The organism is Aeromonas sp. LsrichE-8G (assembly GCF_022869435.1).
GTDB classification, from domain to species: domain Bacteria; phylum Pseudomonadota; class Gammaproteobacteria; order Enterobacterales; family Aeromonadaceae; genus Aeromonas; species Aeromonas caviae.
In genome coordinates, this window is record NZ_JALIHH010000066.1 from 1 (window position 1) to 20,710 (window position 20,710).

General features: G+C 61.1%; 18 protein-coding genes and 1 tRNA gene. 5 read left to right on the forward strand and 14 right to left on the reverse strand.

Annotation, left to right across the window (positions count from 1 at the left end):
• Positions 1-107 precede the first annotated feature (107 nt).
• Positions 108-668: a hypothetical protein gene (locus MUW49_RS12090; RefSeq protein WP_080988556.1), complete on the forward strand. Its 561-nt coding sequence runs from the start codon at positions 108-110 to the stop codon at positions 666-668.
• 72 nt (positions 669-740) lie between these two features.
• Here MUW49_RS12090 and MUW49_RS12095 read toward each other — a convergent pair whose 3' ends face one another.
• The 10 genes from MUW49_RS12095 to cmoM form a co-directional block, all read right to left on the reverse strand.
• Positions 741-1,232, reverse strand: a complete 492-nt coding sequence (locus tag MUW49_RS12095; RefSeq protein ID WP_049636017.1) for a histidine phosphatase family protein — start codon at positions 1,230-1,232, stop codon at positions 741-743.
• Positions 1,233-1,574: 342 nt separating this feature from the next.
• Entirely contained in the window at positions 1,575-1,883 is a 309-nt protein-coding gene (locus MUW49_RS12100; RefSeq protein WP_042879252.1) for a putative quinol monooxygenase, read from the reverse strand.
• 265 nt (positions 1,884-2,148) lie between these two features.
• Positions 2,149-2,634, reverse strand: a complete 486-nt coding sequence (locus MUW49_RS12105) for a GNAT family N-acetyltransferase (protein ID WP_049636016.1) — start codon at positions 2,632-2,634, stop codon at positions 2,149-2,151.
• A gap of 16 nt (positions 2,635-2,650) precedes the next feature.
• Positions 2,651-3,124 carry a cupin domain-containing protein gene (locus MUW49_RS12110; protein ID WP_041215097.1) on the reverse strand — a complete coding sequence of 158 codons (474 nt, stop codon included), beginning with the start codon at positions 3,122-3,124 and terminating at the stop codon, positions 2,651-2,653.
• Positions 3,125-3,411: 287 nt separating this feature from the next.
• Positions 3,412-3,801 carry a septal ring lytic transglycosylase RlpA family protein gene (locus MUW49_RS12115; RefSeq protein WP_162624605.1) on the reverse strand — a complete coding sequence of 130 codons (390 nt, stop codon included), beginning with the start codon at positions 3,799-3,801 and terminating at the stop codon, positions 3,412-3,414.
• Between the two features lie 227 nt (positions 3,802-4,028).
• Entirely contained in the window at positions 4,029-5,132 is a 1,104-nt protein-coding gene (locus tag MUW49_RS12120) for a RelA/SpoT domain-containing protein (protein ID WP_049636015.1), read from the reverse strand.
• Between the two features lie 147 nt (positions 5,133-5,279).
• Entirely contained in the window at positions 5,280-9,707 is a 4,428-nt protein-coding gene (mukB, locus tag MUW49_RS12125) for a chromosome partition protein MukB (RefSeq protein WP_049636014.1), read from the reverse strand.
• Positions 9,708-9,752: 45 nt separating this feature from the next.
• A complete protein-coding gene (mukE, locus tag MUW49_RS12130) occupies positions 9,753-10,490 on the reverse strand; it encodes a chromosome partition protein MukE (RefSeq protein ID WP_029314572.1) in 738 nt (245 codons plus the stop codon).
• Entirely contained in the window at positions 10,471-11,790 is a 1,320-nt protein-coding gene (gene mukF / locus MUW49_RS12135) for a chromosome partition protein MukF (RefSeq protein ID WP_042863922.1), read from the reverse strand. Before mukF ends, mukE begins: the two co-directional genes overlap by 20 nt.
• A gap of 114 nt (positions 11,791-11,904) precedes the next feature.
• Complete coding sequence (cmoM, locus tag MUW49_RS12140; RefSeq protein WP_039040723.1) at positions 11,905-12,681, reverse strand: tRNA uridine 5-oxyacetic acid(34) methyltransferase CmoM; 777 nt, start codon at positions 12,679-12,681, stop codon at positions 11,905-11,907.
• 128 nt (positions 12,682-12,809) lie between these two features.
• Between cmoM and elyC the strand changes: the two genes are divergently transcribed.
• From elyC to pfkA, 3 genes are all read left to right on the forward strand, one after another.
• A complete protein-coding gene (elyC, locus tag MUW49_RS12145; RefSeq protein ID WP_042863923.1) occupies positions 12,810-13,595 on the forward strand; it encodes an envelope biogenesis factor ElyC in 786 nt (261 codons plus the stop codon).
• Positions 13,596-13,730: 135 nt separating this feature from the next.
• Positions 13,731-14,486, forward strand: a complete 756-nt coding sequence (tpiA, locus tag MUW49_RS12150) for a triose-phosphate isomerase (RefSeq protein WP_029314576.1) — start codon at positions 13,731-13,733, stop codon at positions 14,484-14,486.
• A gap of 143 nt (positions 14,487-14,629) precedes the next feature.
• Positions 14,630-15,601, forward strand: a complete 972-nt coding sequence (gene pfkA / locus MUW49_RS12155; RefSeq protein ID WP_010674852.1) for a 6-phosphofructokinase — start codon at positions 14,630-14,632, stop codon at positions 15,599-15,601.
• 647 nt (positions 15,602-16,248) lie between these two features.
• Here pfkA and MUW49_RS12160 read toward each other — a convergent pair.
• On the reverse strand, positions 16,249-16,482 hold the full coding sequence (locus tag MUW49_RS12160) for a hypothetical protein (RefSeq protein WP_210538019.1): 234 nt from the start codon (positions 16,480-16,482) through the stop codon (positions 16,249-16,251).
• A 425-nt stretch (positions 16,483-16,907) separates the two neighbouring features.
• Between MUW49_RS12160 and MUW49_RS12165 the strand changes: the two genes are divergently transcribed.
• Positions 16,908-18,164 carry an amidohydrolase gene (locus tag MUW49_RS12165; protein ID WP_210538018.1) on the forward strand — a complete coding sequence of 419 codons (1,257 nt, stop codon included), beginning with the start codon at positions 16,908-16,910 and terminating at the stop codon, positions 18,162-18,164.
• Between the two features lie 71 nt (positions 18,165-18,235).
• Here MUW49_RS12165 and yjjG read toward each other — a convergent pair whose 3' ends face one another.
• The 3 genes from yjjG to MUW49_RS12180 all read right to left on the reverse strand — a co-directional run bounded on the left by yjjG (position 18,236) and on the right by MUW49_RS12180 (position 20,655).
• Positions 18,236-18,916 (reverse strand): pyrimidine 5'-nucleotidase, encoded by a 681-nt coding sequence (yjjG, locus tag MUW49_RS12170; RefSeq protein ID WP_010674855.1) that lies wholly within the window; start codon positions 18,914-18,916, stop codon positions 18,236-18,238.
• Positions 18,917-18,949: 33 nt separating this feature from the next.
• Positions 18,950-20,434: a leucyl aminopeptidase family protein gene (locus tag MUW49_RS12175; protein WP_210538017.1), complete on the reverse strand. Its 1,485-nt coding sequence runs from the start codon at positions 20,432-20,434 to the stop codon at positions 18,950-18,952.
• A 144-nt stretch (positions 20,435-20,578) separates the two neighbouring features.
• Positions 20,579-20,655: transfer RNA gene (locus MUW49_RS12180), tRNA-Met, on the reverse strand.
• Positions 20,656-20,710 lie beyond the last annotated feature (55 nt).

The window sequence follows — 20,710 nt, forward strand, 5'->3', positions numbered from 1 at the left end:
ACACGCCGTTTTAGCCTGTGGAGGCGTGGTGCAATCAGGCCGCCCGATGAAGCAGGAACCCGGTACTGCGCGAGCAGCTATCACCCAGTAATGGGAATCCCCCTCCTGTGACGCGAAGCGCTAAGGTGGGGGAGGATGTCAACAACCACAAATACGCCGAACAGCTGGAACGCTCCGGCTGCACCCAGGTGACCGAAGCCCAGGGCTGCGATATTCACAAGAGCAAGGCGGAAAACGCCAAGGCAGGATTTGGCACCGCCGCCCCGGCCGCCGACGGCGGATTGAACATGAGCTATGAGCAGAAGCTGGAGCGCTCAGGCTGTACCCAGGTGAGCGAGCTCAGCGGCTGTGACATCAACAAGAGCAAGGCCGAGAACGCCGCCGCCGGATTTGGCGCCGCCCCCGCAGCGGCCAGCGCCAGCCCCTACGCCGGCAACGGGGTCGCCACCTTCCCCGAGACGGGCGCCACGGTCGCGAACATCCGCATCGATGACAAGGATCAGGTGTGGGTCAACGACAAGCAGGTCAGTACCAGGAAATCCGACGGCGCCCTGGTGTTCAAGGAGGGCATGGTCATCTACACCATCCAGGGGGATCGCCGCCTCAAGGGAGAAGATGGCTGGGTCGACAACGATGCGGGCACCAAGGGGCCCATCGCGGCCAAATGACCCCGTCACCATCACGACAAGGGGAGCCGCGGCTCCCCTTGTCGTTTCTGCATGCCTGCAACCGACGCCCCCCTACCTCTTCTTCGGGAAGTCCAGCACGGCCACCACCGGCGAGCAGGACGGGAGCGCCGACCAGGAGGGGGCGTCGAAGATGAAGCGGGCGACGGCACAGGTCGGCATGCGAGTGATACCGGAGGAAAAGCCATGAGCCAGGTCGGTGAAGGCAGGATCATGACCCACCGGCAGTACGCAGGCGAGATCATCTGAAAGCTCCCCCACCACCCCGAGAAGGGTCCCGGCATCGCTCTCGTAGAGGCCCTCGTCGATGACGATGCGGTCCGGGGAATAACCCAGCTCCCCGGCAAGCAGCCGGGCGGTCGTCAGGGCCCGGCAGGCGGGGCTCGAGAGGATGAGATCGGGCTTCACCCCAAGGTGCGCCAGACGAGCCCCCATCAGGGGCGCATCGCGCAGCCCGCGCGCAGCCAGCGGACGAGCGCGGTCAGACAAAGACGCGTCTTCCCAGCTCGACTTGCCATGGCGTACCAGGATCAGGGTTCTTCTCATGACGCACTCCCTGGTTGATCAGGGCCACAGGCGGCCCCTCAGACAGCCCCCCGTTTGCCAGCATGAAGGGGCAGGAGCACCATGGTCAGCAGCACACCTTCTACCCCCCAGCCTACCTGTTCCCAGTGTACTGTCTCCCCGGTCAGCATGCCGGTGAGCAGCACAGTGGCGCAGATGAGGGTCCAGCCGGTCAGGTGGAGGAAGGACTCCCCCGGTAGCAGCGCTTGATCAGGATGGGGTTCAGGGCCATGGCCACACAGCCGAGCAGGTAGATGCGATTGCCGGGAGCGAGGCTGAAGGCAAAAAGCCCGATGAGGGGACCATCGGGCTCTGCGGCAAGGATCAGGGGCTCACTTCTTCCATGAAGACAAGCCGAAGGGGTTCGGCCAGCAGTTCGTCCGCCTGGCGAGCGAAAGCCTGGAAATACGCGGTCTCACAGTGGGCATCCAGGGCGGCCTGACTCACGAAGGCTTCCCGCATGTAGAAGGTGCCGGGTTCATCCTTCAACTCGAACAGCACGTAATCGAGGTTGCCCGGCTCCTGGCGAGTGGGGTCAATCAAGGTAAGCAGGGCATCGCGAAGGCGCTCTCCCATGCCGTCACGGGCCTTGAGCACTGCGATCGATACCAGTTTGTCTGTCTCTTTTTTCATCCAGTTTTCTCCGTTGTACATCGTCAACACGCCAGAGAGTGCAACCTGGACAGCGATTTATACTGCCGGATGCTCCCCCATCAGACGTTGCCCAGTGTAGGCAGGACGGTGGGGGCCATATAGGGGGGCAGAATGAACACTGTGTTCAACGGGGTGGATAACCACGCCGTGCACGGAGGAACAAACGAGCGGGAGGGATCATGGCGCAAAGGGTGGCAACGGGACCCGCCAGGAGGCGGCACGGCTTGCGGCCCCCTGGTCCAGGCTAAGGGCCTGCAGACCAGCGCTCAACGTCAAGGCAATAGGTGGTGAAAGGGTGTTCGCCCAGGCGCGTTTTCCTCACCCAGATGGCCCGTCTGGCGAGGGACAGATAAGGCGGGCGGGTATCCAGCAAGTGAAAGAGTATCGTCCGATGGCCAAGCTCCCTCGCCCACCCCATCATCTCGTTGAAAATCGCCACGCCGCTTCCCCAGCCGGCCTTGGCGAGCACGATGGCAAGCTCCACCCCCTCGTCATCGGGCTGGATACCGCACCACCCCGCCAGGGTGCCGTCGAGGAAGATGGCGCGCACGCGGCAACCTGGCCGGGCGTCGACTCCCAGCTTGTACGCCATCCAGTCGCGCACCCCGGCCACATCGAAAAGCGGGTGAGGGATCAGGTGCTTTCGCAGCGTCTCGTCGTTGAGCAGCGGCAGAAAATCCTCTGCCCTGACAGCAGAAAAGGGGCTGAACACCATGGAGGTCTCTCTCATTGCCCGAAGAGGCACCCTAGTAGGGGGTGCCATCCTTGTGTCTGGCTGACCAGGCGCCATCGGCACCCTGTACCAGGGCCAGATCGTCGTCGGGATAGTCGACGGTGTCCCCTGGCAGCCTGTCCCCCACCTCGAGATAGACGGCGTCCACCTCACCGTGGTTGAGCAACTGGTGGGCCAGGCCGCTGCCCCCCTTGAAGCCGATGCACTCCCCCGGCGACATCCGGTACTCCTCCTCCCCGTGGCGCAGGGTGGGATTGCCCGAGAGCACATAGACGAACTCGTCCTGCAGGCCGTGATGGTGCTTGAGCGCCGAGATGGCCCCCGGTGCCAGGGTCGTCAGGTTGACCCCGAAATTGGCAAGGCCGAAATGATCCCCCAGCCTGCGCCGGGTGCGGTGCTTGACCAGGGAGGCAAAGGGCTCCGGATAGAGGGACTTTGCCTTGTGCTCGGGAATGGCCGTTGCCTGAATGGCACGCTTGTCAGTCATGTTCTGATCCTCCCTGTGAATGACGTCTCTCTTTATAGCCTGCTCCTTAGCGGCGAAACATGGGCAGGGGTTGAAGGGGTGTCTCGCACACCATGCCATGCCCGGTTGCCGCCAGATGGCAAAGACGCCCTGTTTTTCGTTTGGCTATCTTAATGGCACACCGGAAAATGGGAAGCCGCGTTGGCAACATTACCAATGGAATGAAGAAGATGGCCCGCGATCACTGGGAAGCGCCCTCTTCCAGCGGCCCGGGTATGGAGGGGCACCGGCACATGCAGACCCGGTGACTACAGCACCTCAATCCTGACCTTGATAAGCCCGGAACGGGGATTGCCGATGGCGCTGAACGCCGCTTTGGAGAGATCGATGATGCGCCCGCGGGGGAAATTGCCCCTGTCGTTGACCCGCACCACCACGCTCTTGCCGTTGGCGAGGTTGGTGACCCTCACCAGGGCGCCGAAGGGCAGTGTCATGTGGGCGGCGGTGTTGGCGTGGCGCTGGTAAGGCTCCCCGCTGGCGGTGCGCTTGTTGTGGTAGCGATCGGCGTAATAGGAGGCAAGCCCCGTCTGGGTATAGCCTCGCCAGTTGCCCGCACTGCCTGCATCAGGCTGGCTGCTGCAGGCGGCCAGCAGCAGGCACAGGGAGGCCAGCAGCCCTTTTTGCACCATGGTCCTCATCATCTACTTCCTCGACCCGTTATGAGATGTCGCGTTCGCCCCGTCCGGCTGTCATGGCCAGACGGGCGCCCGCGAGCTGGAGCCTACTCTCTCACATTTCCCATGGAAAACGGGAGGCCCAAGCCTCCCGTTTGTGTGTTCACCCGTCAGCCCCTGTCAGGGGAACCATATGCTGATCGATATATGCCTGGTTGTACAAAACAACCAACATGTAGTCTCCACCAATACTACCCCAAATCCCCCCTTTGCCTTTCGAGAAAGTCACTAAATTTTCGTGTGGAGCCAAAATAATTTGGGTATGCCTGCTTTAGAGCACGGACATCAGAGGCGGAGACAAGAACAGATATAATTATCTTTTCATTTAAATCAGCTTCATTTAACTCAGCAAGAGCTTTTTCACTGTTTTTCATTGAGAAGTGTTTAACTGTTACCTGTATTTTCTTTTCCTGTTCTTCGAGTATGTGCATGCAAACAAGAAACAATCCCTGTCCACTCCTCCCTTGCTTTACAGCTTTATGATCTGTCGTAAATGTTATGGCTAATGTATACCTTGCAAGTTTTAATACAACATCTAACTTATCAGCAAGCTCACAAAGCTCCTGCCTAAGACTTATAAGAGTTTGTGCATCTTCGATAACGCATGCTTTTTCTTCATGTGATACCAATCGCCCAGCGATGGAAAACAGCTTACGCCAGTCATCATGCCCGTCATGCCTTGTCTTTAGATTAATCTGCTCAAGAGTATCAATAATCTCTAGACTTGTAGCCCAAGCATGCTGCAACTCAGTTCTTAGCTGAACTTCAACCTTTGCTTTTTTCCATTCGTGATCAGCCAGTTGATTTTCATAGCAGCTGTACACTAAATGAACACCACCATATCCACTTTCTTTAGGTGTGAGATAGTCTTTGATACTCACTATTTTATGAACCGAGCGACTACTCTCTAATTTCTTTTGAAGCTGTTTCAACTGTTTTATATTTTTTACTATAGCTCGACAGCCCGCAATGTCTTGCATACGCGTCAATTTAATTGAATTAGTATTGTGCCCATCTAGCGTCGGTCTTTCCAACTTATCAATGATGGTCGAAAGCCGTTTAAGTCGTCTCGCAACCAAGACTTTGTTACTAACCTGAGATGCAATTCTTGCCAAGTGATTTTTCATCAACATTAATGGGTAAAGATGATATTCACGAAATCCTTGAATTCTCCTTATAGCTTCAGAGCGCCCCGTATCATCCATGCCATGCCTGATATCTCTAGCCGCACGGTCAATTTCATTTTTACTATATTCAAGTGGTTTTTTTTGGTTTTTATACTGTGAAATTGCCATTTAAAATCCTTTTGTAATTCTGGCCAGTATAGGTGTCAATATTATTTTGACAGTTTACCGTTGCTTTAACTGTAAAAAAAGATGCATTGCTCATGTAAAACGGGAGGCCCAAGCCTCCCGTTTTCATACCTCGTCCGTCAGCCTCTGTCAGGCGATGAGCTTGTCGTCGGCGAAGCCAAAGCCGCGCAGCCCCACCACATGCACATGTTCGTGCTTGCCCTGCACCTTGCGGATGAGCTTGTAGGTGGTGCCCTTCTCGGGGCTGATGTTCTCCGGCGCCGCGATGAGGAGCTGCATGTCCTGGCGCTCGCACAGCTCGAACAGGGTGGCGATGGATTTGCCATCAAGCCGCGCCGCTTCGTCCAGGAACAACAGGCGGCAGGGAGCGATGTCCTTGCCGCGCAGACGGCGGGACTCCTCCTCCCAGCTGATCAGCACCATGAGCAGGATGGCCTGACCGGTGCCGATCGCCTCGCCGGTGGAGAGGGCGCCGCTCTCGGCACGCAGCCAGCCGTCGGCCCCGCGCTGCACCTCGATCTCCAGCTCCAGATAGTTGCGATAATCCAGCAGCACGTCTCCCATCACCTGATAGTTGCGCTCCCCCTGCTCCACCTGCGGATTGAGGCGCTGGAAGAGCTTGGCCATGGCCTCGGAGAAGCTGAGCTCCTTGTCGGCGAAGAGATCGTTGTGCATGGCGCTCTGATCGGCGAGTGCGGTCAGGAGGCGAGTGTGGGCCTCGCGGATATTGACGTTGAGACGCACCCCGCGCACCAGACCGAAGGCGATGTTCTGCAGGCCCTGGTTCAATACCCGGATGCGGTTCTGCTCCCGGCGGATGATGTTGGTGATCTTGGCCGCCACCTCGTGGGAGGAGAGGGACAGGTGGGTTTCCCGCTGCTTGAGCTCGTCGGCGAGGCGCGCCAGCTCGATCTCCATCTCCTCGATGGCTTCCACCGGATCGTCCGAGCGGATGATGTCGTTGCGGATGCGATCTTTGAGGTAACGGTAGACCTGCACATAGAAGGCCACCTTCTGCTCGGTGCTGCGGTTGCCTTCCGACAGGCGCAGCGCATCGCGCAGGGCCTCGTCGTGGGCCACCGCCACCCGCAGGGCGCCGAGGGCCTTGTCCGACATGGAGCGCAGCTCGTCGCTGTCAAGATAAGCCAGCTCGCGCTTGTTGAGGCGCTTCTCGACGTCTGTCTCCCGTGCCAGACGCACCACCCGCGACCAGCTCGCCTTGTGACCCACCAGGGATTTGCGGGCGCTGTAGTAATCCTTGCCTTCGAGCTTGAGACGACCGCCAAGGGACTCGATTTCGCGCTTGCACACCTGCAACTGGGCCTCGGCGCTGGTGCGGCGGGTCCGGGTGCGGATGAGCAGCTCTTCAATCTCTTTCTTGTGGGCACGGGCCTTCTCTTCCATGTCATCCGACAGAGTCAGCCCCATGGCCGCCAGCTCCTGCTCGAACTCCGCCAGGGTCTGCCCCTTGGCCGAGGCGCTGGAATCAAGCGCCGTGCGCAGTTGCAGCGCCTCGGTGTGGCGCTGGGTGATCTGCTTGTGCTGCTCACCGGCGGTGCGGGCGGCAAGCTCTGCCGCCTTGAGCTTCTCTTTGAGTCGCTCGCTCATCTCGGAGGCCTTGCCGAGCAGATCTTGCGCATCCTGATAGGCAAAGTGCAGCAGACGGGCCACCAGCTGATCGAGGGCGTAGCAACGGCGTTTCTGCGCGGCCAGCAGGTCGCTCACCTCGTCAAAGGCTGCCTGCAGGGCAGCCAGATCCTGGGGATCCTGGCGCAGCACCTGCACCATGGTTTCCAGTTTTTCCAGCGCCTTGCCGTGTTTGGCGATAAAGGCTTCGGCTGTTTTAAGCGCCTCCACATCGGCGTGAGCCGCCTCGAGGCGGGCAGCCAGCTCTGTCTCGGCAAAGAGGTGGGCAAAGGGCAGCATCCCCTGCACCAGCTGGATATGGCGGGTCAGCTGGGCGGCGGCCGCTTTGGCCTCGGTCAGCTGCTTGTCGCACTCGGCGATGGTTTCTTGCAGCTTGCGCTGCTCGTGCTGCTTGGCCTGCACCTCGGCTTCGGGGTCCGGGCGGAAGGCGATATCCAGATGCTGGCCGATAAAGTCGCGAAAATGCCCGTAGAGGCGGTGATACTTCTGCTGCTCGAAGGCGGCCTTGGCGTAACCCTCGATGAGGCCTTCGCGCTCAAGGTCGAGCTGCTCGATCCGTTTTTCCCGGGCGGCGCGGCCAAACAGCGGCAGCTCGGGGTAGCGGGAGAAGCGCACCTGACGCTTGCTGGTGCGCACCAGCACGGCGTCCCCCAGCTCGTCCGCTTCCACCAGATCCTCGTCAAAGGAGTCGGGGTTGCCCTGAATGAGGTAGATATCTTCCGGGCAATCTTCCAGCTTTTTCAGCCGCTCGATGGCGCCTTCGAGGTCGAGCACCACCAGGGCGCTGCGAGCCGGGCCGTAGAGCGCGGAGTAGTAAGGGGCATCATCGATGGAGATGTCGTCATAGACGTCCGAGAGCAGCACGCCCCCCACCTGCTCGGCGATGCGGGCAAGACGGGGATCCGCCTCGCCGGCACCCAGCTGCAGGTTGCGAATTTGCATCTCCAGCGCCTGTTTCTGGCCCTGAATGCGGTTGCTCTCCTGCTCGAACTCCCGCTCCTTGTCGAGCACGCTCTGCATGCCGGAAGAGAGTTCTTCGGCGGTGGCCAAGGCCAAGCCACTCTGCTCGCGCAGTTGCTCGAGTTTTTCAAAGGATTTGAGCCAGCGCGGGGCCAGCTTGGTCAGTTCCGCGATATCGCGGCCCAGCTGAGTGCCCTGATGCTCGAGGCTGGCGCGGCGCTGATTGGCCTCTGCCTGCTGCTCGGAGAGCTCCTCCTGGCGGGTGCGCTGGGCTTCGAGGAAGATCTCCAGCTCGTCCTGGCTAGCAATGTGCTGACCAGACGCCTGGGCCAGCTCGTCTCGCAGCCGCAAGAGCGTCTTCTGGCTTTCGCTCTCTTTCTCGAGGCGAGCCAGCGCGGCGCGCAGACCCTGCCCCTGGGCAATGCGGGCCTTGTCTTCGATGTGGCGCTTGAGCAGCGCCTGCGCGGTGGGCCAGGCAGCCTCGCGCACTGTCTCGGGTGCGATGCTGAGCAGCAGCGTCAGCGCCGCTTCGTGTTCGGCCACCGCCGCCTTGGCCAGCGCCAGCTGCTGCTCGGCCCCCAGCACCCGGCTGGTGAGGCTCTGCTCGGCTGCGCGGAACTGGTGCAGGGTGTCGCTCGCCTGCGCAGGCTCGAGCCCCGGCAGTTCGCACTGCTCGCGGGCGTTTTCCAGGGCCTGCACCGCCTGACGGTACTGGATGGCGCGGGTCTGCTGGATATCGAGCGCCTGCTGGTAGTCGGCCAGCTGGGTCTTGAGGCTGTCCACCTCTGCCTGGGCCAGCTCCTTGCGCTCCTCCACTTCCAGCAACTGGCCGTGGATCTCTTCCACCACCGCCTGCTGCTGCTCGAGCTTGTCGTTGAGCTCCGCCAGATCGGCGCGATAGAGGGCAATCTTCTTTTGCAGGGCCACGGCCGCCATCACCTTGGCCAGGTGCTCGGCGGCGGACTCCAGCTCGTCGGTCAGGAGCTTCTCGCGGTTGGTGAGCTGATCCACCTCGTCCGCCAGATAGATGGCGCGCTGCTTCTCCTCGGCCAGCAGACGGCGTTTGCCGGCGAGCTCAGAGCGTGCCTTGAGGGCCAGCTCGGAGAGGCGGCTCTTCTCGGCAGCGCCCCGCACATACTCCGCGGCCACATAGTGGGTGGTCTCGGTGATGAGATTCTTGAAGAGATCACGCTGACCTTGGGTCTCCTTGATGGCTTCCAGGGTGCGGCGGTTCTCGTAGATGGCCGCCTCCATGTCCTGGAACGCCTTGCGTACTCCGGAGTTCTCCGGCAGCAGGTATTCACGCAAGGAGCGGCTGATGGAAGACGAAATACCGCCGTAGAGGGAAGCTTCGATCAGGCGGTAGAACTTGCCGCGATCCTTTTGATCCCGCAGCTTCTTCGGGGTGATCCCGAACTCGAACATGAAGTTGTGATAATCGGTCACCGTATTGAACTTGGCGACCTTGATGGCGCCGAGCTCCGCTGCCGCCCCCTTCAGATCGGCGAAGGCACGTACCCGGCCCTTGCCGTCGTCGAGCTTCTCCAGCAGCAGATCCGTGGGCGCCAGGTGCTCGGGCACATCCACCAGGGCGAACGGGGTGATGTTGACCTTGTTGTCACGGTTGGCCACCTGTTCGAGGTGGACGCCGACCCAGATCCGCTGCTCGCGGCTGTTCATCACTTCCAGCAGCGAATAGCAGTGGCCGCGCTGCAGCTTGCCGTAGAGCCCCTTGTCGCGGGACGCGCTGGAGGAGCCCGCCTCCGTGGTGTTACGGAAGTGGAGCAGTGACTGGTCGGGAATGAGGGCCGCGATAAAGGCCGCCATGGTGGTGGACTTGCCCGCGCCGTTGCCGCCGGACAGGGTCGTGACCAGCTGGTCGAGATCGAAGGTGCGGGCGAAGAAGCCGTTCCAGTTGACCATGGTCAGGGATTTGAATTTGCCTCTCACGCCACACTCTCCATCAAACCGGCAGACACCATCAGTGCCGGCACATTAACGTTGCAGATCATCTTCCACCTCCAGCTCCAGCTGCTCTTCGTCCAGATCCTCTTCGATATCCTCGAACAGGGAATCGCTGCTCGGCATCTCGTCGTCGTGGAAAATGGCCTCCCCTTCCTGGATCATCCGCAGTTGCACCGCGCGAGGATCCTCGTCGGAGCGCACATCGGCGGCGAAGCGGAACACGGACTCGTTGACCCGGAATTTGTCGCTGTTGCCAAGGGGGGTGATCATCCCGAGGCGCTTGAGGCGACGCATGGAGGTGCGGATCTTCTCGAGGAGCTTCTTCTTGTCCAGATCCGTGCCGCCGGAGCGGCTGTTGACCATGCGCAGCAGTTGCTTCTCGTCCGCCAGACTCAGCACCTCTTCTTGCAGCTCGCCCATGGCGAACACCCCTTCAGAGGCGAGCCTGTCCGGGCTCAGGAAGAGGTAGCAGAGCACCTTGCCCACCAGCATATCGAGCTCAGATAACACTGTTGTTCCGATGTCTGCGCTCGGGCGCGGACGCAGGTAGAAGAAGCCTTCCGGCGCCTTGATGAGTTCCACCTGATAGCGGCCGTAGAAGATCTCCAGCTCCTGGTGGTACTCCACCAGGGCCGAGTGCTGCTCGAATTCGTCGGCACTGATGTGGCGACCGGAGCGCAGGGCGGTGTCGATGCGCGGAAACAAGGGGTTGGCGATGGCCTCTGCGAGACGCAGGGGCAAGGGGAATTCAGTATTGATCGATGACATAGGCCTGAACCTTGGATCCAGCTTGGTTGATGGGTTTCCATGCGGGTTGGCGGTGGTGCTCGCGCTCACCGCTGGCATGGCCGAGACGCACGGCCTGATCGATCAGGAGGCGCGCCACGTCGAAGTGGGCATGGGCCGGGTAGTCCAGCAGGTATTCCCGCAGCACGTCGGCAAGATCCAGCCGATCTCCCTGCTCCGGATAGCGGGCCAGGTAGCGCTCGATGCGCTCCGCCAGCTCCTGGTTGATGTCCACCATCTCTACGTACTCCATCTCGAGGGGCACCTCGCCGGTCACCTCCTCGTCGTGGATGGCGATGGTTTCATCCCGCAGCTCCAGCAAACGGGGCTCTTCGGCCACCCGCAACAACCAGCTGTGCTGCTCGAAGTTGCGGATGGATTCCCGCAGCCGCTGGCTGAAGGCGCGGTTCTTGTCCATGTCGATGGCGTTGCGGATGAACTTGTGGACGTGCCTGTCATAACGGGACCAGAGCTCGATGCACTGCTGGCCCCAGGCGGTGATGACGTCCAGACGCCCCTGCAGGGCGTGGGTCAGCTCCTCGACGTGGAACAGATCCTCACGCCCCTGGGCCGCTTCCTGAATGTTGAGCAGCCCCGCCTGCAGGCGGTGGCCGGCGGCGTCCAGGGTGTCCTGCAACTCGCGCAGGGTCTGGCCGGTCTCGTGCAGGAGCTTCTCGCAGCTGTGAATGGCATCGACCCAGTTCTGGGTCAGCAGGGCCGCGATCTCGCTCTTGACCTGGTTTTGCTGCTCGTCCATGGCGCGCTGGGTGAGATCGATGCGCCCGAGCGTCTCTTCCAGGGAGAAGGAGAGGCGCGGCAGCACCTCGGCGTCCCACTGCTCCCGGGTGTTGGTCTCGAGCGCCGCCTTGCGGGCGGTGTCGAGCTCGGCCGCCAGGTGCTCGAGCAGGATGGAGAGCTTGATGGAGTCCACCTGGCGCTGATCCATGAAGAAATCGACGATGCTCATGCCAAGGCGCGACAGGCGGTAGAGGCTCTCCCCCGCCACCATGTCGGTGGTGAAACGCGACAGCAGTTGCTGGCGAATGAGATCGTTGATGGCGTTGTTGGCGCGACCGGTGAGGGTCTCGTCCATCTGGCCGAAGGCACTGCTGACATAGCCAAAGGCATCGTGCAGCGCGGCCTCCGAGAGATCAGACTCGTCCTCGGAGAGCGTCTTGATCGCTATCAGAAAGGCCAGCCTGTCGGTGGGGAGGTTCAGCGCCAACCCCTCCTGTCTGACCCATCCCACCGTCTCTGGCAGGGTACGGGATGTACTCATCATGACGTTATCATCTCGTTGTTATAGTCGGCAGGTCTTTGCCTGCCGTGGTGATATAGGCCGGGGTCGGTGGCGCCCCGGCGGCTGGATCCCGCATCGTATTCACGCCGGTGGGGCTCAACCGGCCGGTTTCTGGGCCATCACATGGATGTAGCGCCCCAGGGAAACAAAGGGCTCCTGGCGGCAATATTGCTGCTCCATGGCCAGCAGGTCCTCGAACTTCTCGACCTGATCCTGCTTGTGGCGCATGTAGTCGTGGATGACACGCACCCCGGTCTTGCCGATGATCCGCAATCCCCCCCGGCCTATCCAGTCATAGACCTGCTCCGGCAACTGGGGATTGGTGGGTGTCAGGGCTGTCTGGCGTTTCTTGCGAAGGCCCAGGCGCACATAGTCAAAATTGCCCACCACCAGGCTCTGGAACAGGAGGCCGTGACGATTGTAAAAAAGCAGCGACAGTATGCCCCCTGCCTTGACGAAAGGGAACAGACCCAGCAAGGTCTGGCGCGGCTCGGCGAGCCACTCCAGTACCGCGTGACAGAGCACCAGATCGAAGGTGCCGGTCACCTGGTGCTTGAGATCCTGAATGGGGCAATGGATGAGACGAATTCTGTCTTCCAAGCCCTTCTGGGCGATCTGCTCCCGGGCCAGATCCAGCATTTCTGCCGACAAATCGCACAGCTCCACCTGATGGCCCATGGCCGCCAGTTTCTGGGCGAAGTAGCCAAAGCCGCCGCCGGCATCCAGGATGCGCAGCGGCCGGTTGCCCAGGCGCGCCAGGCAGGCTTCGATGTCACTCCAGACAATGGTGGTGCGAATGCGCCCCTTGGTGGAGTCGTAAATGTTGCGAGCGAACTTGTCCGCGCGCCCGTCAAAACTCTGATCTTGCTTCAAGACACACTCATCTTCGACCGCCCCGCCATGAGGGCCGCAGGAGGAACCACACAGGATTGGGCCACAGGAAAAAAGAGGGGTATTCTGTCACATCCCGAATTTGCTGAAAACTCAAGGACGTGTCTGTCGTGTTCGAGCTCAACTTCTTTGTCATCAAGAAATGGCTGGGCCATCTGCTGATGCCGCTCCCCTTCTCTCTTTCCTTGTTGGTGCTGGCGCTCGTGCTGCTCTGGTTCACCCGCTTTCAAAAAAGCGGCAGGCTGCTGGCGACCCTTTCCTTGGTGATCATCGCCCTGATGGGGACGCGGCCGGTGAGCTACGAGCTGGCCCGCAGCCTGGAGCAGACCTATCCCCCCTTCGAGGTGAGCCAGCATCCTGACATCCAGGCCATCGTCGTGCTGGGCAACGGTCATGTGAGCGATCCGGCCATCCCAGAGCGCGCCTGGCAAAACAACATCTCCCTGGCGCGCACCCTGGAAGGGGTTCGCCTGGCCCTGGCCTATCCAGAGGCCGAGCTGGTCTTCTCCGGTGCCGTGGCCGGGGATCCCCTGTCGAACGCCGAGGTCAACGCCCGCATGGCGGCCAGCCTTGGCATCCCGCGTGCGCGCATGACGTTGTTTGAAAACAACAAAGACACCCATGACGAGGCGGTCAGCATCGCCGCCCACCTCAACGGCAAGCGGGTGGCGCTGGTGAGTTCGGCCACCCACCTGCCCCGGGCCATGGCTCTCTATCGCAGTCAGGGACTCGATGCGGTGCCGGCTCCCACCGATTACACCGCCAAGCAGAGTCAGGAGCCACAACCCCTCTACAGCTACCTCCCCAAAGGGCGTTATCTGATGTATTCCGAGGCTGCCATTCACGAGTGGATTGGGGTATGGTGGGCCCGTTTGCGTGGGCAGGTCACCGAGTGAGCAATCGCGCCTTGCATTCCTGATTTGGATCAGGAAAGCGAAAAAAAATTACGTCATTTGCCGCCGGGTCAGCTATCTTGGGCTCGGTTCAATTCATATAATGTTGCGCAATCAAATGCCTAGGAGATATAGAAGATGAGACAGCACCTGGTAATGGGTAACTGGAAACTGAACGGCACCAAGGCTTCTGTAGAAGCCCTGATCAAAGGACTGACCCCGGCCGCTGCCGCTCATCCTTCCGTGCAAGTGGCCGTCTGCCCGCCGGTTATCTTTTTGGGTCTGGTTGAACAGCTGACCGCCGGCAGCAAGATCGCCTACGGTGCCCAGAACGCCGACGTTCACGAGTCCGGCGCCTTCACCGGCGAAAACGCCCCCTCCATGCTCAAAGCCTTCGGCTGCACCTACTCCCTGGTCGGTCACAGCGAGCGTCGTACCCTGCACGCAGAGACCGACGACGTGGTGGCTGCCAAGTACGAAGCCATTCAGAAGGGCGGCCTGATCCCCGTGCTGTGCATCGGTGAAACCCTGGCCCAGTTCGAAGCCGGTACCACCAACCAGGTGGTCGAGACCCAGCTCAAGGCCGTGATCGATCGCTGCGGCATCGCCTCCTTCGAGAACGCCGTCATCGCTTACGAGCCGGTATGGGCCATCGGCACCGGCAAGACCGCCACCCCGGAGATCGCACAATCCGTGCATGCTCACATCCGTCAATACCTGGCCGGTTTTGATGCAGCCGTGGCTGCCAAGGTACAGATCCTGTACGGCGGCTCCGTGACTGGCGCCACCGCTGCCGACCTGTTCGGCCAGCCGGACATCGACGGTGGCCTGGTGGGTGGCGCGTCCCTGAAAGTGGACGACTTCTCCCAGATCATCGCTGGCGCCGCCAAGTAAGCGCCAAGCAAAGAGGGGCCCCGCCCCTCTTTGCATATCGCTTTCCTATGGACCCTCTCGCCATAGGAAAGCCGATATAGTAAAAGCGGCCAGCCGTATTTTTCAGAATCTTGATTTTCGACAACTCAGATCCAGAGGCACTCATGACCAAACAAATCAAACGTATTGGTGTTTTGACCAGTGGTGGTGACGCACCGGGTATGAACGCAGCCATCCGCGCCGTGGTGCGCGCCGGTCTGCATCATGGCCTGGAAGTTTACGGCATCTATGATGGCTACCTCGGTCTGCACCAGGACCGTATCGTCAAGCTCGAGCGTCACAGCGTCTCCGACGTCGTGAACCGTGGCGGTACCTTCCTGGGCTCCGCCCGTTTCCCCGCCTTCAAGGATCCGAAAGTCCGTGCCGAAGCGGTCGAAAACCTGAAGAAACACGGCATCGACGCCCTGGTGGTCATCGGCGGCGACGGCTCCTACATGGGTGCCAAGAAGCTGACCGAGGAGGGCTTCCCCTGCATCGGCCTGCCGGGCACCATCGACAACGATATCGCCGGTACCGACTTCACCATCGGCTTTGATACCGCCCTGAACGTGGTCGTGGACGCCATCGACCGCCTGCGCGACACCTGCAGCTCCCACCACCGCATCTCCGTGGTCGAGATCATGGGCCGCCACTGCGGCGATCTGGCCATGTCTGCCGCCGTTGCCGGTGGTGCCGAGTACGTGATCGTGCCGGAAGTGGCCTTCGACAAGGAGAAGCTGCTGCAACAGATCAAGGAAGGGGAAGCCAAGGGCAAGAAGCACGCCATCATCACCATCTGCGAGCACGTCACCGACGTGAACGCCCTGGCAAAAGACATCGAGGCCATGACCGGCCGCGAAACCCGCGCCACCATCCTGGGTCACATCCAGCGTGGCGGTTCTCCCACTGCCCGTGACCGTATCATGTCCAGCCGCATGGGTGCCTTCGCCGTCGAGCAACTGCTGGCGGGCCAGGGTGGCCGCTGCGTCGGCATTCAGGGCAACGAGATGGTGCACCACGACATCATCGACTGCATCGAGAACCTGAAGCGCCCGTTCAACCAGGAGCTGTACGATCTCTCCACCACCCTGTTCTAAAGGCTGTGGTCTGACAAAAAACCCTCCTCTGGAGGGTTTTTTTATGCGGGCTCCTCACCCCCTCCTCCCTCTGCGGGGGCCCGGCTATCCACTGGCCACTGTCGCCATGTCTTACCCCTTGCCCGGCGGCCCTGAGCCTCTGACCCCACGACCTTCTCCTTTACTTCTTTCCCCCGCTTTTCTGCTTGCTCACCTTGTTCGCGACGGGTCTGGATAAAGGTCTTGGTGCCGCAGAGCCACGGCCCTGCGCCAGGCCTCACCTGCCCTTCATCCCATCACACTGGCGCCATATAGCCACCCGGGTGGGCCGACGATCTCTCCCGCTTCCCCTGCGCGCGGGCCCGGTGGCTCGCCCCCCAAGAAAACAGCGAAAAACGGGGCTTCCGGCCACCCAAGGCCCCATGAAGGTCAAACCCCCATTTTCCCGCCTTACCCCTTCCCTTCCATGCTCCTTTGACGGCCCTTTTGTCGTTTTTCCGTACTCTTTTTGCACCCAGCCTGTTTGGGATGAGCAGAAAATTGAGGCTTCATCGGATAACCCTGGCTGGCAACAGCCTTGCAGACTGAGGTTAGGGCACAAGTCGTGAGAAAACATGACATGGGATGACAAAACCTGGCTAGCAGCCACCAACCTCCCTATGGCGACATCAATCTGCGCATCCCGCAGGCCATTTTGCTGCTGAAAAATGGAGATCACCACAAAAACTCCAATCGGAACCACCAAAGAGAGCGTCATAAAAATAACATAACTCAATGTATTTAAAGGCTTTATATGCATCCACTTTCACTGGCATCACCATAAAACCCTTCACAGGACAAAAAACGCCCTTAAACTTGGAAAAATGCAGCCGCATTCCACCACCAAACCATTTCTGCCTCATAATTACATTTTTCGTTGTTTTATCGTTCTGTTGTGGTATCTTGGTTCCATCATGAGCCAACCAAGGGAGATAAAATCATGAAAGAGTTCGTAGTTACCGCCGTTTTCACCGTGTTTTTCACTCTGGTTGCCGTCTCCATGCCGTCGCTGGCACAGCTCTAAGTAGGCCAATCAGCCATCTGCCACCTCTGCCCCAGAGGGGCGGTTCAAAAAACAGACTGCAACATGGGTTTTTGACGCGCCCTGGCAAAGGATGATGCCAAGCCATCATTGAGCGCTATCTGCGCACACAAAACGACCTCGTCGACATCCATGCCATCTTTCAAGGGGAGCCCGGGCTCCCCTTGTCGCATCTCCCCCTGCGGGATTTACTCTTGTCCCCCTGCCCGTCACAATGGCCGCTGGATTTGCTACGCAGGAACCACCATGACTCAGGATGCCTTGCGCCACTGGCGCCGCGACCTTCATCGTCACCCCGAAGCCGCCTGGTGTGAATTTCGCACCACCACCCTCATAGCCCAACACCTCACTGAACTCGGTTTCTCCATCATGCTGGGGGATCAACTGCTCACCAGCACCCTCATCATGGGACGGGAAATAGACGTCGAGGCCCAGAAGGCCCGTGCCCTGTACCAGGGGGCGCATCCGGAGTGGCTGACGCGGATCGACGCACTCACCGGCGTGATGGGACTCTGGGAGAGCGGGCGCCCCGGCCCCACCCTGGCGTTTCGCTTCGATATCGATGCGGTGGAGGTCGAAGAGAGCCAGGAGGTGTCACACCTGCCCGGCCAGGGAGGCTGGCACTCCGCCAACCCGGGCTGGATGCACGCCTGTGCCCACGATGGTCACACCGCCATCGGGCTGGTGCTGGCCGAGCGGATCGCGGCCCTCGCCGATCGCCTCACTGGCCGCATCAAGCTCTTCTTCCAGCCGGCTGAAGAGGGCTGCCGAGGCGGCAAGGCGCTGGCGGCAGGGGGGCAGCTCGACGACGTGGACGCTCTGCTGGCACTGCACATCGGCATTCACGCGAGCAGCGGTGAGCTGGTGGTCAACCCCACCGAGTTTCTCTGTTCAACCAAATTCGACGTGGAGTTCATGGGGCAAGCCGCCCATGCGGGGCTCGAGCCCAACGCAGGCCACAATGCCCTGGCGGCGGCCTGCATGGCCACCACCGCCATGCTCGGCATTCCCCGCCATCGGGATGGCATGACCCGCATCAACGTGGGGCAGCTCAACGGCGGCAGTGGACGCAACGTCATCCCGGGCCATGCCCGCCTGATGGGGGAGACCCGTGGCGCGACGCCGGCCCTCAACGACTACATGTTCAATCAGGTGCAGCAGATTGTGGAGGGGGCGGCCCTGATGCAGGGCGCGACCTACCACATCCGCAAACAGGGGGAAGCGATCGGCATCGAGAACAGCCCAGCCCTCATCGAGGAAATCGTGCCTCTCGCACAGGGGAATTCCCTTGATACCATCCACACCCGCCGCTTCGGGGCCAGCGAGGATGCCGGTTTCCTCATCGAGCGGGTACAGCAGCACGGCGGCGAAGCCGCCTATCTCATCCTGGGAGCCAACCTCGCGGCCCCCCACCATCATCCGGAGTTCGACTTCGACGAAGCCGTGCTGGCCCCCGGAGTGGCCTTGCTGGAGGCCTGGCTGCTCGCCCGCCTCGGCCGCTAGCAGACGCCGGATGCAAACAAGGCAGCCCATGGGCTGCCTTGTTTTTTTACATCCTTGCGGGCATAGGGGACCTACTCTCCCAGCACGATCGCGCAGAGATGGGCGAAGTGGTGGATCTCGTGGGTCGCCTCGCACGGGCCTGTCTCCCGTCCCGGGTTGTACCAGCAGGTGGCAAGCCCCTGGGCGGCGGCACCGGCGATGTCGGTCTTGGGATTGTCCCCCACCATCAACACCCGCGCCGGGCTCGGCTGACCCATCTGCGCCAAGGCATGCTGGAAGATGGCCGCCGCCGGCTTGGTCACCTGCACCTCGTCAGAGATAACGAGAGGCTCAAACCAGCTGTTCCAGCCCAGTTTGTCGAGGCGCCCGCGCTGGGGCAGGCTGAAGCCGTTGGTGATGATCCCCATTCTGACCTTGCTCTTCAGGGCCTGCAGGGTCTCCTCCACCCCCTCCAGCGGCACGCTCAGGGCGATGATCTGCTGCAGGAAGGTCTCGTTCATCGCCATGGGCGCCACGTTGACCTGCTCGGCAAAGAGCGAAAAACGGGTCTGCTGCAGGTGGGTGGCGTCAATCTCCCCTGAGTTGTACTGCTGCCAGAGCCGCTGGTTGAGGGCATGGTACTCCGCCATCTTGGGGGGAGTCGGCGCCACGCCGTAGATCTGCAGGGTCCGCTCCAGCGCCCTGGCGACCGGAAAATCGAGCAGGGTTTCGTCCAGATCGAACAGCACCCAGTCATAGCTTGCTTGTTTCACGCTTGTCCTTATTGATTGTGCTTGGCCACGTTGTCATGCGTCGGGCGCCCCCATCCCCAGAGGGCTGTCGAGCAGGGTCAGGGTCAACCTGACACCAAAGCCGGTTACCTCGCTGCCCACCACGCCATTGCCCCCCTTGTTGCGAAAACCACTCAGGTCGAGGTGCAACCAGGGAAGCTCGGCGGGCACGAAGCGCGTGAGAAAACGGGCGGCATCGATGTGATCCGGGGAGGCGCCCGGCGCGCACTGTAACAGATCGGCCCACTCGCTATCGAGGTTGTCATCGTAATCCTCGTCCAGGGGGAAGGGCCAGACTCGCTCCCCGCTCTGCTGGCCCAGCGCTATCAGAGTGGTGAGCCACTCGGGGCGGTTGGAGAAGGCACCGCTGTAACGGCTGCCGAGCGCCCGTTTGCAGGCGCCAGTCAGGGTGGCGTAGTCGATCAGCAAGTCGGGGTTGTCCCCGGCCGCCAGGGTCAGGGCATCCGCCAGTACCATGCGACCCTCGGCATCGGTGTCCACCACTTCGATGGTGGTGCCGTTGAGGGCGGTCACCACCTCACCGGGCCGGAAGGCCTGCGGGCCGATGTGGTTCTCGGCGATGGCGAGCCAGCAGTGCACCTCAACGGGGAGTTTCGCCCGGCTGATGGCCAGCAGCGTGCCAAGGGCCACCGCGCTGCCCCCCATGTCCAGGTGCATGCCATACATGCTGCCACCGACTTTCAGGTTGTAGCCACCGGAGTCGTGACAGATCCCCTTGCCCACCAGCGCGAGGCGGCGCACCGGGTTGGCCGGGCAGTAGCTGAGCCTGACGATGGCGGCCTGACCGTTTGCCGAGCCCCTGGCCACCGCCAGGAAGGCGCCGGCGCCCAGGGTGGCGAGGGCCGCCTCGTCAAACTCCTGCCACTGCCACCCCTCCTGCTGCGCCAGTTGCTGCACAAAAGCCCGGTAGCCTTGGGCGTCAAGCTCGGAGGCGGGCAGCACTGCCAGGTGGCGAGCCAGACCGTTGCCTTCGGCTTCTGCGCTCAGGCGGGCCATGTCCAGCTCGCAAGGGGGGGAAAGTTGCAACTGCTGATAACCCGGTCTTGTCGCCTCACTCCGTTTCTGGGTCGGCAGGGTCACATCGGCGGCGAGCAGGCAGGCGAGCACCACCCTTGCCAGTTGCGCGCGATGCTCATCGTCAAAGCCCTCCAGATGGAGCGCCAGGTGCGTCGCCTTGAGGCCCGCCAGCGAGCCCACCCAGCTGCGCACCTGCTTGTAGAGCCGATGATCCAGGACCAGGCGGGCATCCATGAAGATCACCCGTTGCAGCCCCTGACTGTCGTCAAGGGAATAGGGGGCCTTCTGACCCAGGGCTATCTGGGTTGCCACGGCGGCAAAGGGAGGCGTCGCCAGCAGGGTATCGCGCGCTGAGTCGGCAATGAGCAGGAGTTTGACGGCAGTCGGCCCTGCCATTACCTCGGCGAGGGAGGTGTTCTGCATCGTGATTTGGGGAGAAGAATAGCTAAAAGGGGTCATCACAGGGTGCGGCCTCATCCATGAACAGAAAGCAGGATGATACCGAACAAATGGCGAGAGGGATCGGAAAAACACACATTATTGTGTGTAAGCAACAGATGCTGGAGGGGATCAGAGAGGTAATGCAGAAGAAAATCAGTCAGAAGTTGGTTGCGGGGGCCGGATTTGAACCGACGACCTTCGGGTTATGAGCCCGACGAGCTACCGAGCTGCTCCACCCCGCGTCCGAATTGTATTGCCACCACAAAAAGCAGAGCAGTTGCTTCTTGCTGTCTTCGT